A 23494-nucleotide genomic window follows, 5' to 3' on the forward strand; every position below is an offset into this window, starting at 1 on the left:
CTGAATGTGGGTGAAAATATGATGGAGCCCGCGCGCCGGAACGCGCGGGCTTCAATTCAATAAATGACGTTCAACGCGCGGCCAGTTCTTCCTGCCAGATCGCCAGCATGTCGTCGATGTTCGGCGCGACCGTGTGGAAGTGGCTGTTGTCCCAGGCCGTCCACATGTAATCCATCTGCAGCGCCTTCTTCTCGGCGTCCGAGAACAGCGCTTCCGTCTTGGCGTTCGGAACGAGATTACAGGTCGCCTCGGTGATCGACAGCTGCTTGGCCACCTCCGGCGAGACGATGTATTTCAGGAAGTCGGCGGCGACCTTGGAGTCGCGGTCGTTTGCGATCAGGCCCGTTGCCTCCATCCAGATGATGCCCTGCTTGAGGCCATTCTTCGGCTCGGGCACGATCGATTGGATGTAGTCGTGGCCCTTCATGCGCAGCGACGAAGTGGCGTAGGTGCCGCCGCCGATCAGCGCCCGGAACGAGCCGTCGATCAGGCCTTTCTGGGCAATCGCCAGGTCGGCGACGATGGCACGGGTGTTCTTGAAGGCGGCGCGCAGCACCTTGCGCACTTCGTCGAGTGCTGCCTGGTCGAGTTCGACATAGGGATTGACGCCGGCGTAAAGGGCCAGCGGCATGATCGGCCAATCGCCCCAGTCCAGCAGGCAGATCTTGTCCTTGTAGGCGGCGTCGAAAACCGGCGCGTAGCTCGACCAGGTCTCGAGCTTGTCGAACTTGGTGTTGACCGTCGGTCCGACCCAGCCCCAGCGGGTCGGCAAGCCGGTTGCCTTGCCTTCGAATTGCAGCGGCGTGAAGGGCGCACGGAACTGCGGGTAGAATTCGGCGTATTGGTCGGCGAAATCCTTGTCGTCGATGTAGCGGCAGATGCCCGCCGGCCCCATGCGTGCGATCCAGGGGCTGTCTGATGAAACGAGGTCGAAATCCTTCGACGCACCGGCGGCGAGCTTGGCGAAGCCGCCCGCGGAGTCAGTGATCAGGTCGACGGAAATGGAGACGTCCTTCTGCTTCTGGAACGGGTCCAGGATGGACGGCGCGTTGTAGCCTTCCCAGCACATGTAGTTGAGGCTCTCGGCGGCGGATGCGCCTTTCGGCATGCCGAGTATGCCGGCGCCCGCGACCGCCAGCCCGAGGCCGCCCATGCCCTTCAGCACCGCGCGGCGATCGACGCTCCCGATGCCTGATGTTTCCTTCTTCATTTGCCTGTTCCCTTCCTTTGTTATCAGTCCAAAAAACTCCCGATCAGACGATGCCGAGATATCGCCTGATCTCCCATTCGCTTACCTGTTTCTGGTACTCGCCATATTCAAAGCGTCGTCCGGTCACGAAGCTGTCGATGAAGTCCTCGCCGAAGATCTCGCGGGCGGTTGTGCTTGCGTTGAGCCGCTCCGCCGCCTGGCCGAGATCGGACGGGAAGACGGCCTCCGGTGAAGGCGTTGCGGCATAGAAATTCTCGCCGCTGCCGGCCGGCGGCTCGATCTCGTTGCGGATGCCGTAAAGGCCGGCGCCGATGCAGAGCGCCAGCGCCAGATAGGGATTGGCGTCCGCCGAGGGCACGCGAAACTCGACGCGGGTGGATTCGGGCTCGTCATTGATGACGCGCACCGCCGCCGTGCGGTTCTGGACACCCCAATTGGCCGCGGTCGGCGCCCAGGCGCCAGGCACCAGCCGCTTGTAGGCGTTGACGGTATGGGCGCACATGGCCAGCAGTTCCGGCATAAGCCTGACCAGGCCGCCGATGAAATGACGCCCGAGTTTGCTGAGACCATCCTGCGCGCCGGCATCGGCGAACACCGGATTGCCCTGCCGGTCGCGCATGGAGACATGCAGGTGGCCGGACTGGCCAGGCAGCGCCGGCGAAAGCTTCGACATGAAGCCGGCGGTCAGGCCGTGGCGCGAGAAATAGGCCTTGGCGAAATTCTTGAACAGCGCCGCGTCATCGGGCGATTTCAAGCCTTTGGCGTAGGTGAGCGGCGCCTCGAAACAGCCCGGACCAAGCTCGGTGTGGACGGCGTCGAGGCCGATCCCCATCGTCGTCATCGTATCGTGCAGGCCCTGCAGGAGGTCGCCATGGATGGCCGATGTCTGCAGCGAATAGGTGCGGTTGCCCTGCGCGAAATAGGTGAGGTCGCGATAATCCTTGGCGCGCAGGCTTTCGGGCGTCTCGTCGAACAGGAAGAACTCGTATTCGAAGGCCGAGAACACGTCGAAGCCAAGTTCAGCGGCCTCCCCCATCAGCCTCTGGCAAAGATTGCGCGGCGAGCGCTTGCCGAAATCGCCTGAGAAATCGGCGATGCAGAGCGCCGCATCCTCCGCGAACGGATATTTGCGCAGGCTCGCGGCATCGAGGAATGCCGGCCGGTCGACGAAAGCACCGTCAATGAAGGTTTTCTCGGCGATATCCCAGAAATAGAGAACCTCGCAGAACGGATAGCCCCTGGCGGCCAGCTTGACTGCCTTGTCGACAGAGACCAGCTTGTCGCGAAATTCGCCGGCCGGGTCCATCATGCCGATGTGCACGGCCCTGGCGCCAAGCTTTTCAACACCAGACGCGAAGGCCGCACCGGCTTCATTGACTGTCGACATATATGCCCGCCTCGATATTTTCGCCCCGAGGCTAGGGTCGACCCGCACGCAACTGAATATCCCGATAGGGATAGACGAGACGAAAATTCGGGCAGCCTCGAACAGGCCCTGGAAACCCGGCCAGAGGACAAGAAGATCGTGGTGATTGCAGGCTTTGCGCCGTGGAACCGAAAGATCGCCGCAGCGATCCAGGAGGTCGGCACGCCGGACTTCCCGCAGCGTATCGAAGAGGCGCTGAAGGCGGTCATCGACCTAGATATCGTGATGATCTTCGCCTATTCCGGCACGGAAAAGCCGATCTGCCTCTACCACAATATCGATCCCGTACGCGCGGCGACCGTGATCACCGCCTATGCAAACGGACCCTATCTGCTCGATCCCTTCTATCGCGCGGCGACGGACCCCAAGGTCATCGGGGTCAGGCAACTGAGAAGGATGGCGCCGGACCAGTTCTACAGTTCGGAATATTTCCGCCAGCATTACGGCCTGACAAAAATCCGCGACGAGGTTGGCATCGTCTGCCGGCCGGCGGGGAGCGCGGCCATCGTCATCAGTTTCACCCGCCCGATGGAATCACCCGCCTTCGGACGGCGCGACCTCAAGGCTATCCACGATGCCGAACCGGTAATCCGCCTTTTGATCGAACGGAACTGGAGCAACGCTCGCCTCAGTTCGAGGGAAACCGATGGCGAACCGGTCGATCCGATAAACGCGACCCTGAACCGGATGACAGGCGGCGTGCTGACGCCGCGCGAGATCGAGATCACCTCGCTGATCCTGCGTGGACATTCGAGCGCGGCTATCGCCGATGCGCTGAACATCGCCGAGGGGACGGTAAAAATCCACCGCAAGAATATTCACCAGAAGCTTGATATCTCTAGCCAATCCGAACTGTTCTCGATGTTTATCTTTCATCTGTCGAAGCAATAACGCCGCAATGGCGCGGAGCAGCGCTTCCAGCGAGCGTTGAGACAGGTCGAGCCAAGCCACCGCGTGTCAAAGATGGGCCGCATGCGAACCGGCTGGCGTTGAAAAGGTTCGGGATTTGCCTTCTTTGCCGAGAAGGTGCCGCAGCCCGGCTGCAATTTCGTTCGCAAACTGTTACGTTGGGTGAGGCTGCGGCGGGCGCGGCCGGGCTTGGGAGGAAATCATGTCGTTCAGGGCATTCTTGCCGGCTGCGATGCTTGTGGCGATGGCCGGGTTTTGGCTCGGCGCATCGACGCCGAGCGTCGCGCAATATTGCGAAGGTACGGTGCACGGCCTGTCCGGGCGCTACAATCTGGCGACCGGCAGCGGCTTTCTCGCCGTGCGGGCGCGACCGAACTCGTCGTCGCGGATGATCGGCCAGCTGTTCAACGGCGATCATACCGAAATATTCGACCGGCGCGGCAACTGGTACCAGGTCGAAATCGGCGGCACGACCGGTTGGGCAAACGCACGCTGGCTACGCAACGATTGTGGCTACTGAGACGCCCGTGCATGTCGCCCAAAAGTGGATGCGGTTTTGGGACAACGACATGCATCGAACAAAGAGCTAAAGCGCGTCGCAGACGCGACGCGACTTTTGGGCGCAGGCCGAAAGCCACTTTTGCAACCAAATTGGCTGTTTTGCGTTGCGGCCATGATGGACAACAACAAACCCTTTGAAACGCCGGTCGTGGTCGAACTCGGCCATGTCGGCAAGTATCGCCATATCCGCAGCACCCAGGAAGCGGCGGAGTGTCTGATGACGGTGTGGCCGCTTAATCGCGGCCCGCGTCATCGTGATGCCCTCGACACTTGCCTCAAAGTGCTGGAAGGTTATCGTTCGACAGCGGATGCGCGACGGGCATTGATCGAGGCCGCCAGGGAGTCTGAAGTGCTGGTGCCCGAAGACAAGCTGTCCGACGACCGGCTGCATTGAGCAGGCGGACCTTTCAACCGGAGGTTTTGATGGCGAAGCTGACTTACAAGATCGTCGAGCATGACGGCGGCTGGGCCTACAAGGTCGGTTCGACCTTCTCGGAGACATTTCCCACCCATCAGGACGCACTGCGCGCCGCCGAGATCGCTTCGGCCGAGCAGCAGGTGGCAGGCGCGACGGACGGCATCCAGTATGAGGATGCCGACGGCAAATGGCACGAGGAATTGGCTGACGGCCGCGACCGGCCGCAGACCGAGGTGTCAGACTAAATTTCCGAAGAAGAGAGCTTGCCTGCCGGAAAAGGCAGGGCGCCGACCGCGGACGCCAGGAGAGACGGCGTCCTACGGTCGACGGCTGCCCAGCGGCCGACTATTTGCCGCAGTACTGGTCGTTCACGTTGCCCTGGGCATTCGCATCAGGCCCGGCCGTGTTGTAGGCACAGGGGCCGACCGCACCCGAACTGCCAAGGGTGTCCAGCCCGGAGCGGTCGCCATTGATGCTTCCGGTCGTGTTCTGGTCAACGCCTGACGACTCTTCGTTGCCGAACGGCCACCAGTTGTGATGATTGGAATATGCGCCTTCGGATGACTGGGCCTTCGCCGATGTGGCGAGGCCGATCGTCAGAACCGATGCTGCGAGAAGTTTCGTGTACATTGAATTACTCCGTGTCTTGGTCGCCTTGGGTGCGACACGGGGTAAACCCGCCGGTCAGCCGGATGGTTCATTGAAATTGTCGTGAGGCAGAGGTGATGGAAACGCTCGGGCGCCGATCCGCTCTATGAAACCGGTCACCCGCTCGGGCTCGACAAACTGCGGCATATGGCCAACGCCGTCGACAGGTTCGAAATCGAGCCCTTCGATCCTGTCTCGCATAGGCTCGCCATGGATGCGGATATCGATGACGCGGTCGGCGGTTCCGAAGAGCATGCCTGCAGGCATGGCAATCTCGTCATAGCGTTGTTCGATGCGACCGAGATCCTATTCGATGGCCACGACATCGGCTGATGTTGCCTGGAAATGGCCTGGCCGCAGCCCGAGCCACCCGCCGCCGGCGACCATGTAGTCCGCGGGAAAAGCCTGCGGCCCGAAGATGAACTCCATTGTCGGCCGGGCATAGCGCAGGCTCAGAGGTATCGCCACGGTATAGGCCATGATCCGGCGCAACAGGCGTGAGGGAATGTAGAGCAGGTCAAATCGCTGGCGTGCCCGGGTTTCCAGATGCGTCAGCGGCGCCAGCAAGGCGATGCCCGAAATCGCCGAGGGATATTCCACGGCCAAGGTCAGCGCGATGGCGCCACCCAGCGAGTGGCCCACCACCAGTGGCCTTTCCAGCCCCAGTCTTTCGATGAAGCGCCGCACCAAGGCCGCCTGTTCGGGCAACCGGCCCGTGGCGCCATTGGCGCGAACCGAATAGCCCGATCCCGGACGATCGAGCGCGATCAGCCGGTAGCCCGGGCCAAAATGTGCGAACAGCGTGTGCCGGAAATGATGGAGTTGAGCGCCAAGCCCATGCAGGAAAACGATCGGCCGTCCCTCGCCCACATCGATATAGTGGATGCGGTTGCCATCGATCTCGACGAATTTTCCGATGGGCGGCACCAGTCTCCGCGCCTTCGCCGCGATCCACAGCGTCGCCAGCACCAGACAGGCAATCCCCAGAACCGCCAGCAGGAACAGCAGGGCCAGCAGCCACGACAGGATCGATATCAGCATTGTTCACCCGGACCAGAACCAGCCTGAGCTTAGCCGCATCCGGTCACGCCGCAACCTTGCGTCGAAGCGGGCGCGTCCAAGTGTGGATTGTTCCCCGCCCGGTTGGCATTGCCGACAGCCACGCGCCGCGCTATCTCAGGCGACCCGTCCTGCCGGAGCCCTCCATGACCGAAATCGTTACCGCCGCCATGCTCGTCATCGGCGATGAAATCCTGTCCGGCCGCACCAAGGACAAGAATATCGGCCACCTCGCCGATATCATGACGGCGATCGGCATCGACCTCAAGGAGGTGCGCATCGTGCCCGACGAGGAAGACGAGATCATAGCTGCGGTGAATGCGGTGCGCGCACGCTACACCTATGTGTTCACCACCGGCGGCATCGGCCCGACCCATGACGACATCACAGCCGATTCGATCGCCAAGGCGTTCGGTGTTCCCTGCGAATACGACGCCAAGGCCTATGCGATGCTGGAGGCGAGCTATGCCGCGCGCGGCCTCGAATATACCGAGGCGCGCAAGCGCATGGCGCGAATGCCGCGCGGCGCCGACCATATCGACAACCCGGTGTCCGTGGCGCCCGGCTTTCGCATCGGCAATGTCCATGTCATGGCGGGCGTGCCCTCGATCTTCCAGGCCATGCTCGACAATGTCGTGCCGACGCTGAAGACCGGCACGAAGATGCTGTCGGCGGCGGTGCACTGTCCGTTCGGCGAGGGCCTTGTCGGTGGACCCTTGGGCGAGATCCAGAAAGCGCATCCGGACACGATCATCGGCTCCTATCCAAAGTATGGCGACGGCAAATTCTGGACCGAACTGGTGGTTCGCGCCCGCAGTCAGGAGGCACTCGATGCCGCGCGCGCCGATGTCGAGGCGATGGTGGCGGGTTTCGCCGCCGAGGCGAGCTGATCGCCCCCTGAAGCGGTTGACGCAATTCCTGTGGGAAAACCGCCTCACACGTTTCCTGGAATTGCTCTAGCCGGAACCAAGCGCGGCGCCGCTGCGTTTCCCTGCACGCGTGCTCCAAGGCTCGCCAGATTGAGGGATCACCATGCGCTTCAAGACCATCGTTGCCATTCTGCAGAACGAGCAGGACGCAGAACGCGTGCTCGACTGCGCCATTCCGCTTGCCAGCCGCTTCCAGAGCCACCTGATCGGCATCCATGCCGAGGCGCTTCCGGTGCCCTACACCTCGGCAACCGGTTTTCCCGACACGGAGTTCCTGCAGGTATCGGCCGACATGAGCCGCGAACGCGCCGAAAAGCTTCAGGCGGTTTTTCTCAGGCAAATCGAGGATTCAGGGCTGTCCTTCGAATGGCGCAGCCTGGAGAGCTTCTCCGGCGACAGCGCCCTGACCGGTATTTCGAGCGTGCGCGCCGCCGACCTGATCATCGCGGCGCAGAGCGAAACCGGCAGCGATCCGAGCGCGGATGTGGGCACGCTGGTCTACGATGCCGGCCGACCGGTATTGGTGGTGCCGCCCCAGGGGCCATTGCTCACCACTTTCAAGCACGTGCTGCTCATCTGGAACGGCAGCAAGGAGGCGGCGCGCGCCGCCTTTGACGCATTGCCCTTCATCATCGAGGCCGAGAAGACCGAGATATTGATCATCGACCCGCCTGATACGCTCGATGACAGCCCGGAGGCCGCCGGAACCGAAATCGCTTCGTCCCTTTCACGTCATGGCGCCAGTGTCGGCGTCAGCGTACAAAAATCGGGAGGCATCCCGGTCGAGGACATGATCCAGACAAGGATCGTCGAGACCGGCGCCGATCTGCTCGTTCTTGGTGCCTACAGCCATTCGTGGCTGCGTCGGCTCCTGTTCGGCGGAGTTACACGCTCGGTGTTGCGCACCGCGCCGGTGGCGGCCTTCCTGTCGCGGTAAGTCCACAGCGATCGTTTCCGGTCGCCCTTGCCAAGGCCAAGGGTTTCCAGTTAATTCCGCGCGCATTCCCTTGGTTTTCTTGCACGCGGCCTTCGCGTGCTGCGGAGTGCGCGAGACATGTCCCTTCCCGAAAAAGCCTTCCCGGTCTCCTGGGACCAGTTCCACCGTGACGCCCGCGCGCTCGCCTGGCGGCTTGCCGGCGCCAACAAGGGTCAATGGAAAGCGATCGTGTGCATCACGCGCGGCGGGCTGGTACCGGCCGCCATCATCTCGCGCGAACTCGGCATCCGCATCATCGAGACGGTCTGCGTCGCCTCCTATCACGACTATTCCAGCCAGGGGCAGTTGCAGGTGCTGAAGGAAGTCACCCCCGCGCTGCTTGCCGAGGACGGCGCGGGCGTGCTGATCATCGATGACCTGACCGACACCGGCAAGACCGCCGGCATCGTGCGGGCGATGATGCCCAAGGCCCACTTCGCCACCGTCTACGCCAAGCCCAAGGGGCGGCCGCTGGTCGATACTTTCGTCACCGAAGTCAGCCAGGACACCTGGATCTATTTCCCGTGGGACATGGGCTTCACCTACCAGAAGCCGATCGCCGACGACCACGTCGGCTGATTCGCGACAAACCGCTTTTTCCAGTTAAGCCGTCACCGATGACAATATTTGCTTCCGCGAAAGGCCCCGCGGGGCAGGATATCCTGTGAAATCGACACTTATTGACGGGAATCGGCCAGCCTGACCAAAGTTTTTACTTTTATTGGTGACAATTAGCCGTAAGATTCGTGAGGCGGCAAACGATTCTGGAGGCTGGGGCTAGCTTCTCCGATGTTGACGAGGCCAACGACGCACAACCATCTGGCTGAAAGGGTCCGGCGACTCTTCGGCACCGCGCCGTGCCGCCTGCAGGTTGCCGCCCTGCCCTGGCGCGATACCGGGAACGGCGTCGAGATCATGCTCATCACCAGCCGTGATACCGGCCGCTGGGTATTGCCGAAGGGCTGGCCGGAGGCCAAGGAGCCGCTTTGCGAAGCGGCGGCCCGCGAGGCTGGCGAGGAAGCCGGATTGCGCGGAAGCGTTTCCCATCTCGAAGCCGGCCGTTACTTCTATGCCAAGGTGCTGGCTTCGGGTGAGGAGGTGCCTTGCGAGGTGCTGGTGTTCCCGCTGCACGTCGACAAGATCGCCGATCGTTGGAAAGAAAAGCACTCCCGCACACGCAAATGGGTCAATTCCGGCGAAGCGGTGCGCATGGTCAATGAACCCGACCTTTGCCAGATCATTGCCTATTTCTGCGCCGACCCGCACAGATTCTCCTAGAGCCGACCGTCGACCTCTTCCGCGTGCACCATGGCAGGCTCACAACCCTGTGATGTGCCGCATGAATGGTTTGCTAATTTTTCTTCGCTAGAAAATGGCTAACCTGGCGTTGATCGATGGCGAATCCCGTAAACCCACCTCAGCAAGAACCCGGCGAGCCGCAACGCGAGCACCGTCCCCGCGTGCTCAAGGGCGGTTCCGTCATCACCGGGATTCAAAACTCGGAAGTCGCCGTAATGCTGCGCAACCAGCATGCGAGCGGCGCCGAATTGAAGATACCGGTCGAGGCGCGGATTCCTGATCGTTTCCTTCTCTATGTACCGCTCGACGGCGTGGCCTACCGCTGCGAGGTCCGCTGGCGCCGCAATGACCGGATCGGCGTGCAGTTCACCGGCACCGAGCCGAAGCCGAAACTGCATTACGGCTGAACCAGACCTGCCAGCCGAGAGGCCTTGCAGCCGGCGCGCATCCCCAACAAGGCCTCGTGCCTGTCGGCGGCGCGTAGATCGCCGCCGGAGATGACAATCGCGGCGGCGCGTTTCTATCCCCGTTATCCACATGTGTGACACACAAGATGTTGGGGTCACAAAAGCTACGCAAACGAATCCTTGACGGCGCAAAACGAGTCGCCTTTTATAGGCCATGTGCTCCTGTTGAGAGTGCGACCGGAAAGTTCTGAGCCCGGTCTTTTTCCCGGATTATGTGTGTTTTTGCCCGCATTTCCGCCTGTTTACGAGGCCGGCGGAAGCGTTGGGATTGTGGGTGGTGGGGCGACGAAAGGGACAATTGTCGGACTGGAATAAATTGTCTGTTAATACTATATTTAGTGTTTGCAGATAGGTTCGACGCTAGATAGTGTGAATTTCCCTCTACGTAGGGAATCGCAAAAGTTTCAGTTGAGGACCCGCGGGGTCGGTTTGCAGCTTGGGTAGGCGCCTGGGAAGGCGCTCGGTTGCCTGTTGCTGCGGGCGCTTGCGACGAGGAGATGCCGGCATTGTTCGCCATGCCGGCAAACGGCGGACTGCGCTTTTCGCCCCGGGGGGCAGAAATCCCCTGACGAAAGCGCTATATATAGACAAAAGGACCGGACCAATGCGCATCGAGCGTCGTTTCACCAAGCCAGGCCAATCAGCTTATGCGGAGATCGAATTCCGCAAGGCTCTTTCCGAGATCAAGAATCCGGATGGCTCGGTGGTGTTCCGCTTGGACAATATCGATGTGCCGGCGCAGTTCTCGCAGGTTGCCGCCGACATCCTGGCGCAGAAGTATTTCCGAAAGGCCGGCGTGCCCGCGCGCCTGAAGAAGGTCGAGGAGAACGATGTCCCCTCCTTCCTGTGGCGCTCCGTGGCCGACGAGGCCGAACTTGCCAAGCTGCCGGAAGCCGAGCGCTATGGTTCCGAGATCGACGCCCGCCAGGTCTTCGACCGGCTGGCCGGCACCTGGACCTACTGGGGCTGGAAGGGCGGCTACTTCAAGTCGGAGGAAGACGCGCGCGCTTTCCGCGACGAGCTCGCCTATATGCTGGCCACCCAGCGCGTCGCGCCGAATTCGCCTCAATGGTTCAACACTGGGTTGCACTGGGCCTACGGCATTGACGGTCCGAGCCAGGGCCACTTCTATGTCGACCCCTTCACCGGCAAGCTGACCAAGTCGAAATCCTCCTACGAGCATCCGCAGCCGCATGCCTGCTTCATCCAGGGCGTGCAGGACGACCTCGTCAACGAGGGCGGCATCATGGATTTGTGGGTGCGTGAGGCGCGCCTGTTCAAATATGGCTCGGGCACCGGTTCGAACTTCTCGCTGTTGCGCGGCGAAGGCGAAAAGCTGTCCGGCGGCGGCCGCTCGTCCGGCCTGATGAGCTTCCTCAAGATCGGCGACCGCGCCGCTGGCGCCATCAAGTCGGGTGGCACGACGCGCCGTGCGGCGAAAATGGTCATCGTCGACGCCGATCACCCCGATATCGAGGAATTCATCGACTGGAAGGTCAATGAAGAGCAGAAGGTCGCCTCGCTGGTGACCGGCTCCAAGATCGTCAAGAAGCACCTCGAAGCGATCATGAAGGCCTGCGTCAATTGCGAAGGCCATGACGACGACTGCTTCGATCCGGCCATCAACACGGCGCTGAAGCGCGAGATCAAGGCGGCCAAGAAGTCGGCCGTTCCGGAGAACTACATCTACCGCGTGATCCAGTTCGCCAAGCAGGGCTACACGTCGATGTCGTTCAAGACCTACGACACCGACTGGGATTCGGATGCCTATCTGACGGTTTCGGGCCAGAACTCCAACAATTCGGTGTCGCTAAAGGACAATTTCCTGCGCGCCGTCGAGGACGATGCCGACTGGCACCTGACCGCCCGCAAGGACGGCAAGGTGCTGAAGACGCTGAAGGCCAGGGACCTCTGGGAAAAGATCGGCTACGCCGCCTGGGCGTCCGCAGATCCCGGCCTGCATTTCAACACGACGATGAACGACTGGCACACCTGCGCTTCGGCCGGTGCGATCCGGGCCTCCAACCCGTGCTCGGAGTACATGTTCCTCGACGACACGGCCTGCAACCTCGCCTCGATCAATCTGCTGCCCTACCGCAACGCCGACGGCACGATCGACATCGCCGCCTACGAGCACACGGTACGGCTGTGGACCATCGTGCTTGAAGTCTCGGTGATGATGGCGCAGTTCCCGTCGAAGGAGATCGCCAAGCTCTCCTACGACTACCGTACGCTCGGCCTCGGCTACGCCAACATCGGCGGCCTGCTGATGACCTCGGGCATCCCCTATGATTCCGACGAGGGCCGCGCCATCTGCGCCGCGCTCACCGCCATCATGACCGGCGTCGCCTACGCCACCTCGGCGGAAATGGCCTCCGAGCTCGGCGCGTTCCCCGACTATGACCGCAACGCCCAGAACATGCTGCGCGTCATGCGCAACCATCGCCGCGCCGCCTATGGCGACAAGGACGGCTACGAGAAGCTCGCCGTCAACCCGGTGCCGCTGGTCGCTTCCGACCTCAAGCAGCAGGCGCTTGCCGAGCATGCCAAGGCCGCCTGGGACCGCGCCATCGAGCTTGGCGAGGAGCACGGCTACCGCAATGCCCAGGCAACCGTGATCGCGCCGACCGGCACGATCGGCCTGGTCATGGATTGCGACACCACCGGCATCGAGCCCGACTTCGCGCTGGTGAAGTTCAAGAAACTCGCCGGCGGCGGCTACTTCAAGATCATCAACCGCGCCGTGCCGGAAGCGCTGCGCACGCTGGGCTATTCCGAGAGCCAGATCGGCGAGATCGAGGCCTACGCGGTCGGCCACGGCAACCTCAACCAGGCGCCGGCAATCAACCCCGGCTCGCTCAAGGCCAAGGGCTTCACCGACGACAAGATCACGGCGCTCAACGCGGCGCTGAAGTCGGCCTTCGACATCAAGTTCGTCTTCAACCAGTGGACGCTCGGCGCCGACTGGGTGAAGGAGACTTTTGGGTTCACCGACGAGCAGCTCAACGACTTCTCGTTCGAGATGCTGCCGGCGATGGGCTTCTCCAGGAAGGACATCGAGGCCGCCAACATCCATGTCTGCGGCGCCATGACGCTGGAAGGCGCGCCCTTCCTCAAGGCCGAGCACCTCGCCGTGTTCGACTGCGCCAGCCCCTGCGGCAAGATCGGCAAGCGCTCGCTTTCGATCAACAGCCACATCCAGATGATGGCGGCGGCACAGCCCTTCATTTCGGGCGCCATCTCCAAGACCATCAACATGCCCAACGATGCGACGGTGGAGGACGCCAAGGGCGCCTACATGCTGTCGTGGAAGTTGGCGCTGAAGGCCAACGCGCTCTACCGCGACGGCTCCAAGCTGTCGCAGCCGCTCAATGCCTCGCTGCTCGCCGATGGCGAGGAGGACGAGGACGATGCGGTCGAGCAGTTGATCCAGGCCCCGGCGGCGGCGCGCGCGGCGCAGATCACCGAGCGGATCGTCGAGCGCATCATCGAGCGCGTCTCGCGCGAGCAGGAAAAGCTGCCTGGCCGCCGCAAGGGCTATACGCAGAAGGCCAAGATCGGTGGCAACACCATCTTCCTGCGCACCGGCGAATATGATGATGGCCGCCTCGGCGAGATCTTCATCGACATGAACAAGGAAGGCGCGACACTGCGTGGCCTTCTCAACAACTTCGCCATCGCGATTTCGCTCGGCCTGCAGTACGGTGTGCCGCTCGATGAATATGTGCACGCCTTCACCTTCACCAAGTTCGAGCCGGCCGGCATGGTCATCGGCAACGATGCCATCAAGAGCGCGACGTCGATCCTCGACTACGTGTTCCGCGAACTGGCCATCTCCTATCTCGGCCGCAACGACCTCGCCCATGTCGACCAGTCGGACTTCTCCAACACCGCGCTTGGCCGCGGCATCAGCGAAGGCAAGACCGACGCCGTCTCCAAGGGCCTGACCCGCGGTTCCCCGGTGAAGCTGGTTTCCAGGGCAATCGGCAGCGAGCCGAAGGGCTTTTCCAGCGGCTCGACCGGAACCCCTGCCCGCTCGGCGCCGACCGCCTTCTCCGGCTCCAACGTGCTGGCCTTGAAGCCGGCCAGCGACGAGGCGATCGCCTACAAGCGCGACTATGAGGAGCGGGCCAAGGAACTGGCCGAGGACATCGCCTTCGAGGAAGCGGCGGGCGCTGCTTCCGAGACTTCGGATGCCACGACCGCGCTGTTCACCGACGTCGCGGCGAATGAAGCGGCCGAAGCGAAGAAACTCGCCGCCGACCGCCGCGCCAAGTCACTGCTCCAGGGCTACACCGGCAATTCCTGCTCCGAGTGCCAGAATTTTACGATGGTACGGAACGGGACCTGCGAGAAGTGCGACACGTGCGGCGCCACGAGCGGGTGCAGCTGAGGGGATTTGATTGAGCCCAAAAGTCGTAAATGCAACGACGCCGACAATCCTAGATTTCGGCGTCGTTGAAAGCGGCATACGGGAACGTGAGAGCGCCAGCGTCTCACGCAGCGATGCATTCACTAGACTTGCGTTAGAAACTGTCTTTGGGCTACCTCAACCAGAAGTCGACGAGTATATCGTTGACGGCTTTGATGACCGTGGCATCGACATTGTCTATATCGACCACGACAATCGTGTAATAAATATCGGGTCATGCAAGACGGTTGTCTCATATAAAAATTCTCGTAAGAATTTCCCCGGCGATGAAATTGATAAGATAATCTCTTTTGTTGAGGACCTCGTTCTTAATCGCGAGGATATGCTTAAAACATGTAACGGCCCTCTAGCTGCAAAAGTTAGGGAAATATGGGATATTTTTGCGGAAGAGAGTTATCGGATTTCGGTTCATCTCTTTTCAAACCAGGCCACACTTCAAATAGATGCTCACAACCGACTAGTTGAAGCTCTGAGCCGTCATGAAATTGCGCTGTTCGAATATGGATTGTTCGAGTTATCTCATGGTGTCGTAAAGGCCACGAAGCCTCGGTTCAGAAAGAAGATTGTTCCGTCAGATGATTCTGCGTTCAGCGTAAAAGAGGCCAACAAGCGAGCTGTCATGCTGAAGGTCTCGTTGAAGGAAATGACTCAGTTTCTCAGCGCAGAAAATCAAACATTCGATGAGCGATTAATCTGGCAGAACGTTCGATATTTCCTTGGCTTGGACAATGAGGTCAATAGGGAAATCCGCGAAACATTACTGTCCGGACAGGCAAGCGATTTTTGGTTCTTGAACTCAGGTCTTACAATCGTCTGCGAACAGATAGTTTCAGTAGCGAATGGCCGACACCCTATAACGATGGTAAACCCTCAGATCGTGAATGGCTGCCAAACAGCGACTGTCATTCATGCGGTTTCGACCGGAACCATGGCCGACCTAGACGACGGCTATGTTCATGTGAAAATCATCGAAACGAACGATAGTACATTTATCGAGCGGGTTGCCCTCGCAAGCAACACGCAGAGCCGCATCTTGAATCGCGACTTGAGAGCAAACGACAACATACAGCGCCAACTTGTTGAGTGTCTTCGGCCTCACAACTATTTCTATGTTAGGAAGCGCGGAGAGAACGCACCTCGTCCAGGAATGAGGATGATCGATGCGGCGAGAGCAGGCCAGCTCGTCCTAGCATACCTTTGCGGAGAACCGACAAAGAGCAAAACCAACTCGAATGATATATTTGGCGACCTATATGAGGAGGCATTCAATCCTCATGCAGTAACGCCTGATATAATTATCGCGGCGCACGAATGTTATTCCGTGATCGAGCGTCGCAGAAAAGAAATCCTGGCCTGGCAGGCATCGGTTACTCGAAATTCCTTTGAGGAATCATGGCTGATCGAAGGCCATTTTCATTTGCTATTCGTCATTGGTGAACTCATGCGCCGGGCTTCCATTCCGTTGTCAGAGACGACGATAGCCATTGGCTTGATTGAGAAAGCAAGCAGCATCCTGAGGATTTTTGTCGAGCGGAATCAAAAAGTTGCGAACTATCGACTCTTCCGCTTGGCTAGATCTCGGGAGGAAATCCTGAAGATCATCGACAATAACTCCAAGCCGGACGAGGCTAACCCGGTACAGATTGAGCTATTCTAAAATTCAGGATCCGCTTAGCGCCTACTCCACCCGCAACGTCTGCTCGTCAAACAACGGCTCGTCCTGCCCCGAACGAACAGCACCTTCCGCCCCTCACCCGCCGGCACCTCGAAATACTGGATGCCGTCGGGCATTTCGACCCCGTCGCCGCAGGGCGGTTCGGGAACCTCGTTGGCAAGCGCCTCCAGTTCTTTCGCGTAGGCGGCGTTGGGGCTGAACGTATAACGCTTGACGCCGGTTGGCATAAGGCGAGACTCAGTCCGCCGGGCAGAGCGGCGTCTTTCCTCCATACGTTTGATGTGCGTCAAGGCCAGGCGATCCACGCCTCACTATCTTCACCGTCAGGAACGACCTTGGAGACGAGCGATGGACGCAGAGATCAGAGACAAGATTCAAACGCTCCTTGATCAGCACCGCATCATGACGGTCGCAACACTGAGGGCGGACGGCTGGCCCCAGGCGACGACCGTGGGCTACGTCAATGACGGCCTTTCCCTCTATTTTCTTTGCGGGCTCGACAGCCAGAAGGCGGCGAATCTGGCGCGGGACGATCGCCTGTCGCTGACCATCGATCACGACGCGCCTCAGGTGATGGAGATCACTGGCCTTTCCATGGCGGCACGGGCACAGCCGGTCACGGACAGGGCAGAGGCCGAGAAGGTCCTGGGGATGATGCCGATGAAATATCCGCCACAAGCCTCGATGCCATTCGCGATGCCGACGCCGGAGCAGGTGCGCATCTTCCGTGTGGTGCCTTCCGTCATCTCCGTGCTCGACTACTCGAAGGGTTTCGGCCACACGGATCTCGTGACCTTTTGAGCGCCTGCTCTCGATCAAGATCGGTTATGATGACGGCGTTTTCGCAACCTCCCCTTTGGCTGGAAAGGCCATTCAATTCGGCGGCAACACCCGCAGCGTCTGCTCGTCAAACAACGGCTCGTCCTGCCCCACCCGGACAAACAGCACCTTCCGCCCCTCACCCGCCGGCACCTCGAAATACTGAATGCCGTCCGGCATTTCGCCCCAGTCGCCGCAGGGCGGCTCTGGAACCTCGTCGGGGTTGGCAAGCGCTTTCAGTTCTTTCGCATAGGCGGCGTCGGGGCTGAACGTGTAGCGCTTGACGCCGGCAGGCACTGTGCCTTCCGTGTAAGGCGCCAACACGCAGCGCGAACTGACAGCCTTGTCGGTCTTTTCCAGGAACAGGCGCAGCAGCGCGGCCTCGGCGGTTTCGCCTGATTTGATGTCAAACAGTTCGACCAGAGGATCGGCCGCGCCGCCATCGCTGTATTTGATGGCGAGCGCGTTGCCGGCGAATTCGAAATGGATCTGGCGGAAGCCGAAATCGCAGCGCTGCGCCCAGGCGGCAAGGCCGATCGTCTTGTCGGCCAGCTTTTCCCAGACGCATTTGTCGATCGGCGGGCGCGATGGCGTCGGCTCATCCGCGCGTGCCGCGGCGGATATCGTCACGGATGCAAGCAAGGCGCAGGCCCAAAGGATCGATCTCATGGCGCTAGTCATCGCTGCATCCTGTCAGGGTAAAGGCATCCCAGGCCGAGCCGTTCGGATTGGCGTCGGCGAAATCGGCCCATTCGGTGAAAGCCACTCCGAAATCGGGCAGCAACAGCCCTTTCGGCGCCGGTGTCGCTTCGCGCGAATTCAACTGCTCGGCTCCGCCGCCGGTCAAGGCGTAGACCTGACCATCCCATATCCGGCACAGCCCGCTGCCATCCTGCAGGCCCGCTTCGCGGTCGTCGTCGGTGCAGGTGTGACGGATGGTGCCGAGTGGAAACGAATTCCTGCCATTGGTCCAGGTGATGTCGGCCGGCAGGCTTTTGTCGGTGTTGGGCACGCTCAGCGAAAACACCTGCGCCGTCAGTGCCGCCGGCTCATTGTCCAGCGGCCGGAATTGCAGAACGGCGCCCGAGCGCTGCTCGCGGTAGGTGGCGTGGCTCAACAGGCATTCCCCGGCGCTCGCCATCTGCAAGAAGCCGAGCAAACCCAGAACAACAAAGGCCAGTCTGCGAATGATCATCGATATCTCGGGAAAGCGTTGTGAAGCGAGGCTGCCGGGCTGCACAGTCGCATCATCCATGCAAAACCATAAGCGAAATCCGGAACGGCCGCCCTTGTCCGCTCCAGGACGAAAAACTTATCCGGTATCGATCCCGACAGTCTGTATGGTCGCGTGAAATGGCGAAGGAGAAAGCCCGGTGATGCAGCGGTTTGTGGTGACGATGGCGATATCCGCGTTTGCGGCGATCCCATCGCTGGCGGCGACGCCCTATGTCGGGACGTGGTCGACGGACAGGTTGAACTGCCATGCGGCCGCCGACGCCCAACGCCAGACCGTCTACACCGTGGATCAGTCGGCCCTGTCGTTTCCCGATCTCGGCTGCGAGCGCGCGACCTTCCGCAAAACCGCCACCGGCTGGGTGGTCCGCGCCAGCCAGTGCTATGGCGCGGACCCGTCGCTCGACGAACCATTTTCCCGCATCGTCCATATCAAGAAACATGGCGCGACGGTGCGGTTTACCTGGCGGGGGTTCGACAGCGGACCTCTCATCCGCTGCTGAAGGCGTCGACACTCAGACCAACCCGACGAGCAAGGCCGCGCCGCCGAGGAAGCCCGCCGAACAGACCCATAGCAGCCAGAGCCCGCGCACCCGGCATTCGAGCACGGCCGAGGCGGGGTTGGCGGGGTCGTAGTGCACGTCGACCTTGCTGCCCTCGGCATAGCTCCGGGCCTGGCCGCTGACGAGGCCGGGCAGCGAAGCCGTCACGGTGGCGCCGAACGTCACGCGGTCGGCGCTGTAACGCTGGCCGGCGACGCCATAGCTGTAGACGATGCGGGATTTGAAGACGGTGCGCCAACGTCGATAGCCGCTATAGTTTCGCAGCGCCTGAAGACCCGAGGACTCAATGCGGCCGGCGGCGACCGGCCATTTTGCCGCCTGCTCGGCCAGCGATTTCTGGGCGAAGCCCATGCGCAGGGCGAACAATCCCATGAACAGCAGCAGTGCCGCGGCGCCGAGGTTCTGCGGCTTGGGCAGATGCGGCCGGATCGCCTCCAGCACGCCGCCGACGGAAAACACCAGCACCGCCGTGCCGATCACCAACCCGGCCGAGAGCTGAACCATGAACTTGAAGGCACCGTCCGGCATGGTGCGCTCGATCACGGCTTTGCCGGGATCGGCCGGATTGTAGAAGACCGTCACCTCCGCCCCGCGAGGAAACTGCGCCAGGGTCTCGGCGACTTCGAAATTCCCCAGATTTTCCTTCACGCTGTAGCGCGAGCTTTGAAATTTCCTGCCGCCCACCTTGTATTCGAAGGTGATCGCCGGAAAATTGCGCATCTCGGTGGTGTCGCTGCTGTCCGAGCCGACGCCCGAGCTTCTGACCTCACGCGCCTCGACGCGCGACGAGATGATCTTTCCCGGTGTCGGCAGCCAGCGGCTGAGCGCTTGCACCTCTCGCCATTTCACGAAGGTGATGAGCGACAGACTGCCCGCGACCACGCAGGCAAATCCGATCAGCAGAAATTTGAGTTCCAGCTCCACCCTGATCCCCCCGGATTGCAGGAACCGGCACTAGACAGCACGGCGGCGGCAATGTCTTGCTTATTCGTAGGGGCGCCGAGGTGACCGGCCCAGCAAATGTTCAACATCCCAGGCGAAACACAACATGATCGATCACATCACCATCGAAGTGGGCGACCTGGAGAAGAGCAAGCTTTTCTATGAACGCGGTTTCGCGCCGTTGGGGTATCGCCTGTCCTTCGGCAAGGAGGGCGTGTTCTGGGCCTTCGATGTCGGCAATGGCTGCCTGTTCGAAATCCAGCGCACGGGCGAGAAGACGCCGCTCACCCATCTGCATGTCGCTTTCCGGGTCAAGAGCAAGGTGGAGGTCGATGCATTCCATCGCGCGGCGCTTGAAGCGGGTGCCGAGGACAATGGCGCGCCCGGCCCGCGTCCGGACTATGCGAAGAATTATTACGCCTGCTTCGTGCTTGATCCCGATGGCTACAACATCGAGGCGATGATCAACGAGGCGTGACGCGCCCTTCCCTTCACAACGGCCGCACCGTCAGGAACGTATTCCATTCCTCGTCGTTGCGGCCCAGGTTGAAGTCGTCCCTGAGAAGGACCAGCCCGGCGGCTTCGAGACGAGCCGCGAAGTCGTCCCTGCGCCAGTAGACCGTATGATATTCGCCTGATGTCTCGCCATCGCCATTGCGCATCGATACCAGGAAGGCACCGCCTGGCCGCAGCGACCCGGCTATCTTGGCAAGGACCTGGTCAATCTGGTCGCGCGGTACATGGATCAGGACGGCGAGCGCCAGGACAGCATCATGGGGTCCGCCGAGATCATCGGTGAGGAGATCGAGAAGCTCGCCATGCTTGCCGCGCGCGGCCTGCAGTTCGAGAAACCGTTTTGTCGCGTCGGTGCGGCGAACCTTGACGCCCAGGCCCTCCAGAAAGTCCGCGTCGTAGCCGGCTCCCGAGCCCACTTCGAGAATCCGGCCGGCCGTGCCGGCAATCGCCACAAGGCGCTTCAGCGATGCCTGCTCTCTCTCGTTGGGAACATGTCGCACGATGGCATCGTAGCGTTCCGCATAATCCTCATAGGCGCTGATCGTTTTACGGCTCTTCGCCAGAGCCTCGGATGGCACACTCATCCTTCCCTCCCTCGCATCCATATCGGTCAGAGAGCTTCCTCGGCGAATGGTGCCGGAACGCACATGTCAGTCGAGCACACCGATATCGCACAGGAAATGATCCGACAGCGAACCCTGGTCAAGCAGGTCGCGCCGGCGGGGTCTGAATGGCACCGTGAAGAGGTCCAGCATCGGACGACGAAGCGCAAGGCGGCAGCGTTGCATATGCCCGTCGACACGATGACGTGATGGAAGGGTAATTTGACGACCGACGCGATCCGATGGAGAAATCCACAGCGAGAACAGCCGGAAGATGGCCATGAGCGACGAAACCGACGACGACACCGACATCGTCAACCAGCTCGCCTATGTCAGAGCCGATCCAAGCCAGCACGACACATTGACACTTCTCACCATGATCGATGCCGCGATTGCCGAGATCATGGCATTGAGGAGAAAGCTGCGGCTGAGCGAGGACAAGAATGCCGGGAGCAGCCAGCTCCAATAGGCGGCAGGACCAGAGCGAAGGGCGACGCGAACCTAGTCCGCGTCGGCCATCATCTGACGGCCGCCGCCGCCGGCCCAGGCGCGCCATTGCCGTTCGTCGCCATGGAAGACGTTGAGGTCGATGCGGCCGGTCACGCCATGCGACAGGCCGGAGCCGGAATATTGCCAGAACAGCCATTTGCGGCCCGGGTAGACTTTCGAGGGATGCTGCGCCACGGCGCGCAGCCAGAAGGGGTAGTCCGGGAAAGCACCCTGGAGGTTGTCGCGATAGAAATCCGGCGCGGTATAGATGATCGGACGCTGGCCGTAGTGACGTTCCAGCTTGTCCATGAACACCTGCATCTTCTCTAGCACCTTTTCGCGCGACGGACGCCGCTTGCAGGAGGAATCGCCATTCCACTCGACGTCGATGACCGGCGGCAAGGCACCGTCGACCTTCGGCACGTTGCGGATGAACCAATCGGCCTGCTCGCTGGCAACGCGGCACCAGTAGAAGAAATGATAGGCGCCGCGCTTCAGCCCGGCGGCGTCGGCATTGCGCCAGTTCTTCATGAACATCGGATCGAGATGGTCGCCACCATCGGTCGCCTTGATGTAGGCGAAGTTGGCGCCTTGGGCGCGCAGCTTTTCCCAGTTCACGTCGCCCTGCCAGCGCGAGACGTCGACCCCGTGCACGGCAAGGTGGCGAGGCGAGGAGCGGCCGAAATTGATCGGCTTGGCATCGCGAAAACCGTAGCGCGTGACCGGCCCTGCCAGCATCGGCGGTGCTGCCCGCGACAAAAGCCTTGGCGGCGAGACCAGAGCCGCCGGCTCGATGGGTGGATCGACATTGTCCGGCAATTCGGGAGCCGGAAACGCCACCGTCTCTTCTTCCGCCAGGCCGAAGGGCCGATCAGTGTCTTGCGCCGGCGCCGCCTCGGCCAGCTTGCGCGCTTTACCGGCCTTGGTTGCGGGAACGGATGCGATCGGTGCGCTTGGCCGCACCACCGAACTGGTGGTTTCATTCGACGGCTTCTGCATGTCGAGCGCGTCCATGCCCGATGTCGACGAACAGCCGGCAAGGCACAGGGATGCGATCACGAAACTGATGACGCCTGGTAACCGCATCTGGACCTGTACTCAAAACACAACAGACCGAAGGCAACGGCCCACGGACAACCAGCGCTAGTTATGAACGAGAAATTACCAATAAAGTTTGAATCAGATTTTTACCATGAGTGTGACCCATTTCAGACATTCGCCAGCGAAGGCCGGCCAAGCCTTGACAGCGCCATGATGTGGCTGTTGAGACGGGAGGCGGCGTCTCGCGCCGGCATTACCCGCGATTTTGAAAAAGGCGCCTGATGATTGCGTTGCAGCGGCTTCTCCCGATCCTCCTGCTCGCGGCCCTTTGCTGCGGCGGCGTGCCCTTGGCCGGGACAGCGCATGCCAGCGGGCTGGTCGTCGTTCCCGCCGGCAATCGCTCCGAGACGCAACCGCCGATCCCGGATGCATCAGCGACGCGAACCCGCGCCTTCAAGACCACCTACGCGGAAAAATACGAGAAGATCGTCGCGCTGCTGAAGCGCGAGAAGAAATTGATAGCGCATATCAAGCAGGCGGCCGCGGCTTACGATATCGACCCCATCCATATCGTCGGCGCGCTGGTCGGCGAACACACCTACAATGTGACCGCCGTCGGCTCGGTCCAGACTTACTATGTGAAAGCGCTGTCCTATTCCGGTCTCGATTTCTCCTTCCGCTACAAGGGCGTGCCGGTGCAGAGCTTTGTCCAACGGCCGGAGTTCGCGGCCTGCGCCGAGGCCCGGGACAGTGCCGCCCTGTGGAGCTGCCGCGACAGGGTCTGGGTCGACCATTTCCGCGGCAAGACGGTCGACGGCGTCACCTATGACGCGATGACCTTCCAGCAGGCGTTCTTCCAGCCCTTCTTCGCCGGCCAGACATTCGGCCTCGGCCAGATCAGCCCGCTGACCGCGCTCGAGGTCACCGACCTGGTCAACAAGGTCAGCGGGTACGACAAGCTCACACCGGATCATCCGCAGGCCATCTATCGCGATGTCATGGATCCCGACCGCAGCATCGTCTACATCGCCGCGATCGTGCGCGACGCCATCGACGCCTACAAGGAACAGGGCTTCGACATATCAGGCAATCCAGGCATCACGGCCACGCTCTATAATGTTGGCCAGCCCCGGCAGCGGGCGGCGGATCTGCGCGCGGCGCTCACCAGCGGCAAGGGCCGCAAGCTGCCGGTCGAGAATTATTACGGCTGGCTCGTCAACGACAAGCTCGACGAACTCAGGAGCCTGCTCGGCAGCGGCAGCTGAGAAACAATTTTAAGC

27 protein-coding genes are annotated in these 23494 nt (G+C 61.2%); 16 read left to right on the forward strand and 11 right to left on the reverse strand.

The window, feature by feature from the left end:
- Positions 1–70 precede the first annotated feature (70 nt).
- Positions 71–1210, reverse strand: a complete 1140-nt coding sequence (locus MesoLj_RS24395) for an ABC transporter substrate-binding protein (RefSeq protein ID WP_202322845.1) — start codon at positions 1208–1210, stop codon at positions 71–73.
- 43 nt (positions 1211–1253) lie between these two features.
- Positions 1254–2597 carry a glutamine synthetase family protein gene (locus tag MesoLj_RS24400; protein WP_202322846.1) on the reverse strand — a complete coding sequence of 448 codons (1344 nt, stop codon included), beginning with the start codon at positions 2595–2597 and terminating at the stop codon, positions 1254–1256.
- Positions 2598–2738: 141 nt separating this feature from the next.
- Between MesoLj_RS24400 and MesoLj_RS24405 the strand changes: the two genes are divergently transcribed.
- From MesoLj_RS24405 to MesoLj_RS24420, 4 genes are all read left to right on the forward strand, one after another.
- Entirely contained in the window at positions 2739–3527 is a 789-nt protein-coding gene (locus MesoLj_RS24405) for a helix-turn-helix transcriptional regulator (protein ID WP_210346662.1), read from the forward strand.
- A gap of 220 nt (positions 3528–3747) precedes the next feature.
- Positions 3748–4065, forward strand: a complete 318-nt coding sequence (locus MesoLj_RS24410) for an SH3 domain-containing protein (protein ID WP_172350725.1) — start codon at positions 3748–3750, stop codon at positions 4063–4065.
- A gap of 156 nt (positions 4066–4221) precedes the next feature.
- Complete coding sequence (locus tag MesoLj_RS24415) at positions 4222–4500, forward strand: DUF982 domain-containing protein (RefSeq protein ID WP_446720338.1); 279 nt, start codon at positions 4222–4224, stop codon at positions 4498–4500.
- Positions 4501–4529: 29 nt separating this feature from the next.
- Complete coding sequence (locus MesoLj_RS24420) at positions 4530–4769, forward strand: DUF2188 domain-containing protein (protein WP_019857848.1); 240 nt, start codon at positions 4530–4532, stop codon at positions 4767–4769.
- A gap of 100 nt (positions 4770–4869) precedes the next feature.
- Here MesoLj_RS24420 and MesoLj_RS24425 read toward each other — a convergent pair whose 3' ends face one another.
- From MesoLj_RS24425 to MesoLj_RS24430, 3 genes are read right to left on the reverse strand one after another with little or no spacing between them, the layout of a single operon-like run.
- Positions 4870–5154 (reverse strand): hypothetical protein, encoded by a 285-nt coding sequence (locus MesoLj_RS24425; RefSeq protein WP_202322849.1) that lies wholly within the window; start codon positions 5152–5154, stop codon positions 4870–4872.
- Positions 5155–5208: 54 nt separating this feature from the next.
- Positions 5209–5439, reverse strand: coding sequence for an alpha/beta fold hydrolase (locus MesoLj_RS36395; protein ID WP_244735155.1), 231 nt, complete (start codon positions 5437–5439; stop codon positions 5209–5211).
- A 39-nt stretch (positions 5440–5478) separates the two neighbouring features.
- Positions 5479–6213: an alpha/beta fold hydrolase gene (locus tag MesoLj_RS24430; protein WP_244735156.1), complete on the reverse strand. Its 735-nt coding sequence runs from the start codon at positions 6211–6213 to the stop codon at positions 5479–5481.
- Positions 6214–6377: 164 nt separating this feature from the next.
- On the opposite strand from MesoLj_RS24430, the gene MesoLj_RS24435 reads away from it, so the two are divergent.
- From MesoLj_RS24435 to MesoLj_RS24470, 8 genes are all read left to right on the forward strand, one after another.
- Entirely contained in the window at positions 6378–7121 is a 744-nt protein-coding gene (locus MesoLj_RS24435) for a competence/damage-inducible protein A (RefSeq protein ID WP_202322850.1), read from the forward strand.
- A gap of 142 nt (positions 7122–7263) precedes the next feature.
- Entirely contained in the window at positions 7264–8097 is an 834-nt protein-coding gene (locus tag MesoLj_RS24440; protein ID WP_202322851.1) for a universal stress protein, read from the forward strand.
- A 117-nt stretch (positions 8098–8214) separates the two neighbouring features.
- Entirely contained in the window at positions 8215–8715 is a 501-nt protein-coding gene (gpt, locus tag MesoLj_RS24445) for a xanthine phosphoribosyltransferase (protein ID WP_056566656.1), read from the forward strand.
- Positions 8716–8925: 210 nt separating this feature from the next.
- The gene (locus tag MesoLj_RS24450; protein WP_140767772.1) at positions 8926–9414 is read left to right on the forward strand and encodes an NUDIX hydrolase; all 489 of its coding nucleotides are present in this window, start codon (positions 8926–8928) and stop codon (positions 9412–9414) included.
- A gap of 116 nt (positions 9415–9530) precedes the next feature.
- Positions 9531–9842, forward strand: a complete 312-nt coding sequence (locus MesoLj_RS24455) for a PilZ domain-containing protein (protein WP_202322852.1) — start codon at positions 9531–9533, stop codon at positions 9840–9842.
- 664 nt (positions 9843–10506) lie between these two features.
- Complete coding sequence (locus tag MesoLj_RS24460) at positions 10507–14295, forward strand: vitamin B12-dependent ribonucleotide reductase (RefSeq protein WP_202322853.1); 3789 nt, start codon at positions 10507–10509, stop codon at positions 14293–14295.
- A gap of 10 nt (positions 14296–14305) precedes the next feature.
- Positions 14306–15991, forward strand: a complete 1686-nt coding sequence (locus tag MesoLj_RS24465) for an AIPR family protein (RefSeq protein ID WP_202322854.1) — start codon at positions 14306–14308, stop codon at positions 15989–15991.
- Between the two features lie 366 nt (positions 15992–16357).
- The gene (locus MesoLj_RS24470) at positions 16358–16810 is read left to right on the forward strand and encodes a pyridoxamine 5'-phosphate oxidase family protein (protein ID WP_140767775.1); all 453 of its coding nucleotides are present in this window, start codon (positions 16358–16360) and stop codon (positions 16808–16810) included.
- 72 nt (positions 16811–16882) lie between these two features.
- On the opposite strand, the gene MesoLj_RS24475 is transcribed toward MesoLj_RS24470, so the two are convergent.
- A complete protein-coding gene (locus MesoLj_RS24475) occupies positions 16883–17509 on the reverse strand; it encodes a hypothetical protein (protein ID WP_202322855.1) in 627 nt (208 codons plus the stop codon).
- A complete protein-coding gene (locus tag MesoLj_RS24480) occupies positions 17502–18023 on the reverse strand; it encodes a hypothetical protein (protein WP_202322856.1) in 522 nt (173 codons plus the stop codon). The genes MesoLj_RS24475 and MesoLj_RS24480 overlap by 8 nt, the downstream gene beginning before the upstream one ends.
- Before the next feature lie 181 nt (positions 18024–18204).
- On the opposite strand from MesoLj_RS24480, the gene MesoLj_RS24485 reads away from it, so the two are divergent.
- Positions 18205–18564: a hypothetical protein gene (locus MesoLj_RS24485; RefSeq protein ID WP_202327444.1), complete on the forward strand. Its 360-nt coding sequence runs from the start codon at positions 18205–18207 to the stop codon at positions 18562–18564.
- 12 nt (positions 18565–18576) lie between these two features.
- Here MesoLj_RS24485 and MesoLj_RS24490 read toward each other — a convergent pair whose 3' ends face one another.
- Complete coding sequence (locus MesoLj_RS24490; protein WP_202322857.1) at positions 18577–19548, reverse strand: DUF3592 domain-containing protein; 972 nt, start codon at positions 19546–19548, stop codon at positions 18577–18579.
- Between the two features lie 124 nt (positions 19549–19672).
- Between MesoLj_RS24490 and MesoLj_RS24495 the strand changes: the two genes are divergently transcribed.
- On the forward strand, positions 19673–20044 hold the full coding sequence (locus MesoLj_RS24495; RefSeq protein WP_202322858.1) for a VOC family protein: 372 nt from the start codon (positions 19673–19675) through the stop codon (positions 20042–20044).
- A gap of 13 nt (positions 20045–20057) precedes the next feature.
- Here the strand turns inward: MesoLj_RS24495 and MesoLj_RS24500 are convergent, their stop codons facing one another.
- Both MesoLj_RS24500 and MesoLj_RS24505 read right to left on the reverse strand, forming a co-directional pair.
- Positions 20058–20666: a class I SAM-dependent DNA methyltransferase gene (locus tag MesoLj_RS24500; RefSeq protein ID WP_202322859.1), complete on the reverse strand. Its 609-nt coding sequence runs from the start codon at positions 20664–20666 to the stop codon at positions 20058–20060.
- A gap of 66 nt (positions 20667–20732) precedes the next feature.
- Positions 20733–20966: a hypothetical protein gene (locus MesoLj_RS24505; protein WP_202327622.1), complete on the reverse strand. Its 234-nt coding sequence runs from the start codon at positions 20964–20966 to the stop codon at positions 20733–20735.
- Between MesoLj_RS24505 and MesoLj_RS24510 the strand changes: the two genes are divergently transcribed.
- Positions 20965–21153 (forward strand): hypothetical protein, encoded by a 189-nt coding sequence (locus MesoLj_RS24510; RefSeq protein WP_202322860.1) that lies wholly within the window; start codon positions 20965–20967, stop codon positions 21151–21153. The two genes, MesoLj_RS24505 and MesoLj_RS24510, sit on opposite strands and share 2 nt — an antisense overlap.
- A 32-nt stretch (positions 21154–21185) precedes the next feature.
- On the opposite strand, the gene MesoLj_RS24515 is transcribed toward MesoLj_RS24510, so the two are convergent.
- Complete coding sequence (locus MesoLj_RS24515) at positions 21186–22259, reverse strand: glycoside hydrolase family 25 protein (RefSeq protein WP_202322861.1); 1074 nt, start codon at positions 22257–22259, stop codon at positions 21186–21188.
- A gap of 236 nt (positions 22260–22495) precedes the next feature.
- Here MesoLj_RS24515 and MesoLj_RS24520 point away from each other — a divergent pair, with 236 nt between their 5' ends.
- On the forward strand, positions 22496–23479 hold the full coding sequence (locus tag MesoLj_RS24520; protein WP_202322862.1) for a DUF1402 family protein: 984 nt from the start codon (positions 22496–22498) through the stop codon (positions 23477–23479).
- Positions 23480–23494: the final 15 nt, after the last annotated feature.

This window comes from Mesorhizobium sp. 113-3-9 (assembly GCF_016756515.1).
Classification (GTDB): domain Bacteria; phylum Pseudomonadota; class Alphaproteobacteria; order Rhizobiales; family Rhizobiaceae; genus Mesorhizobium.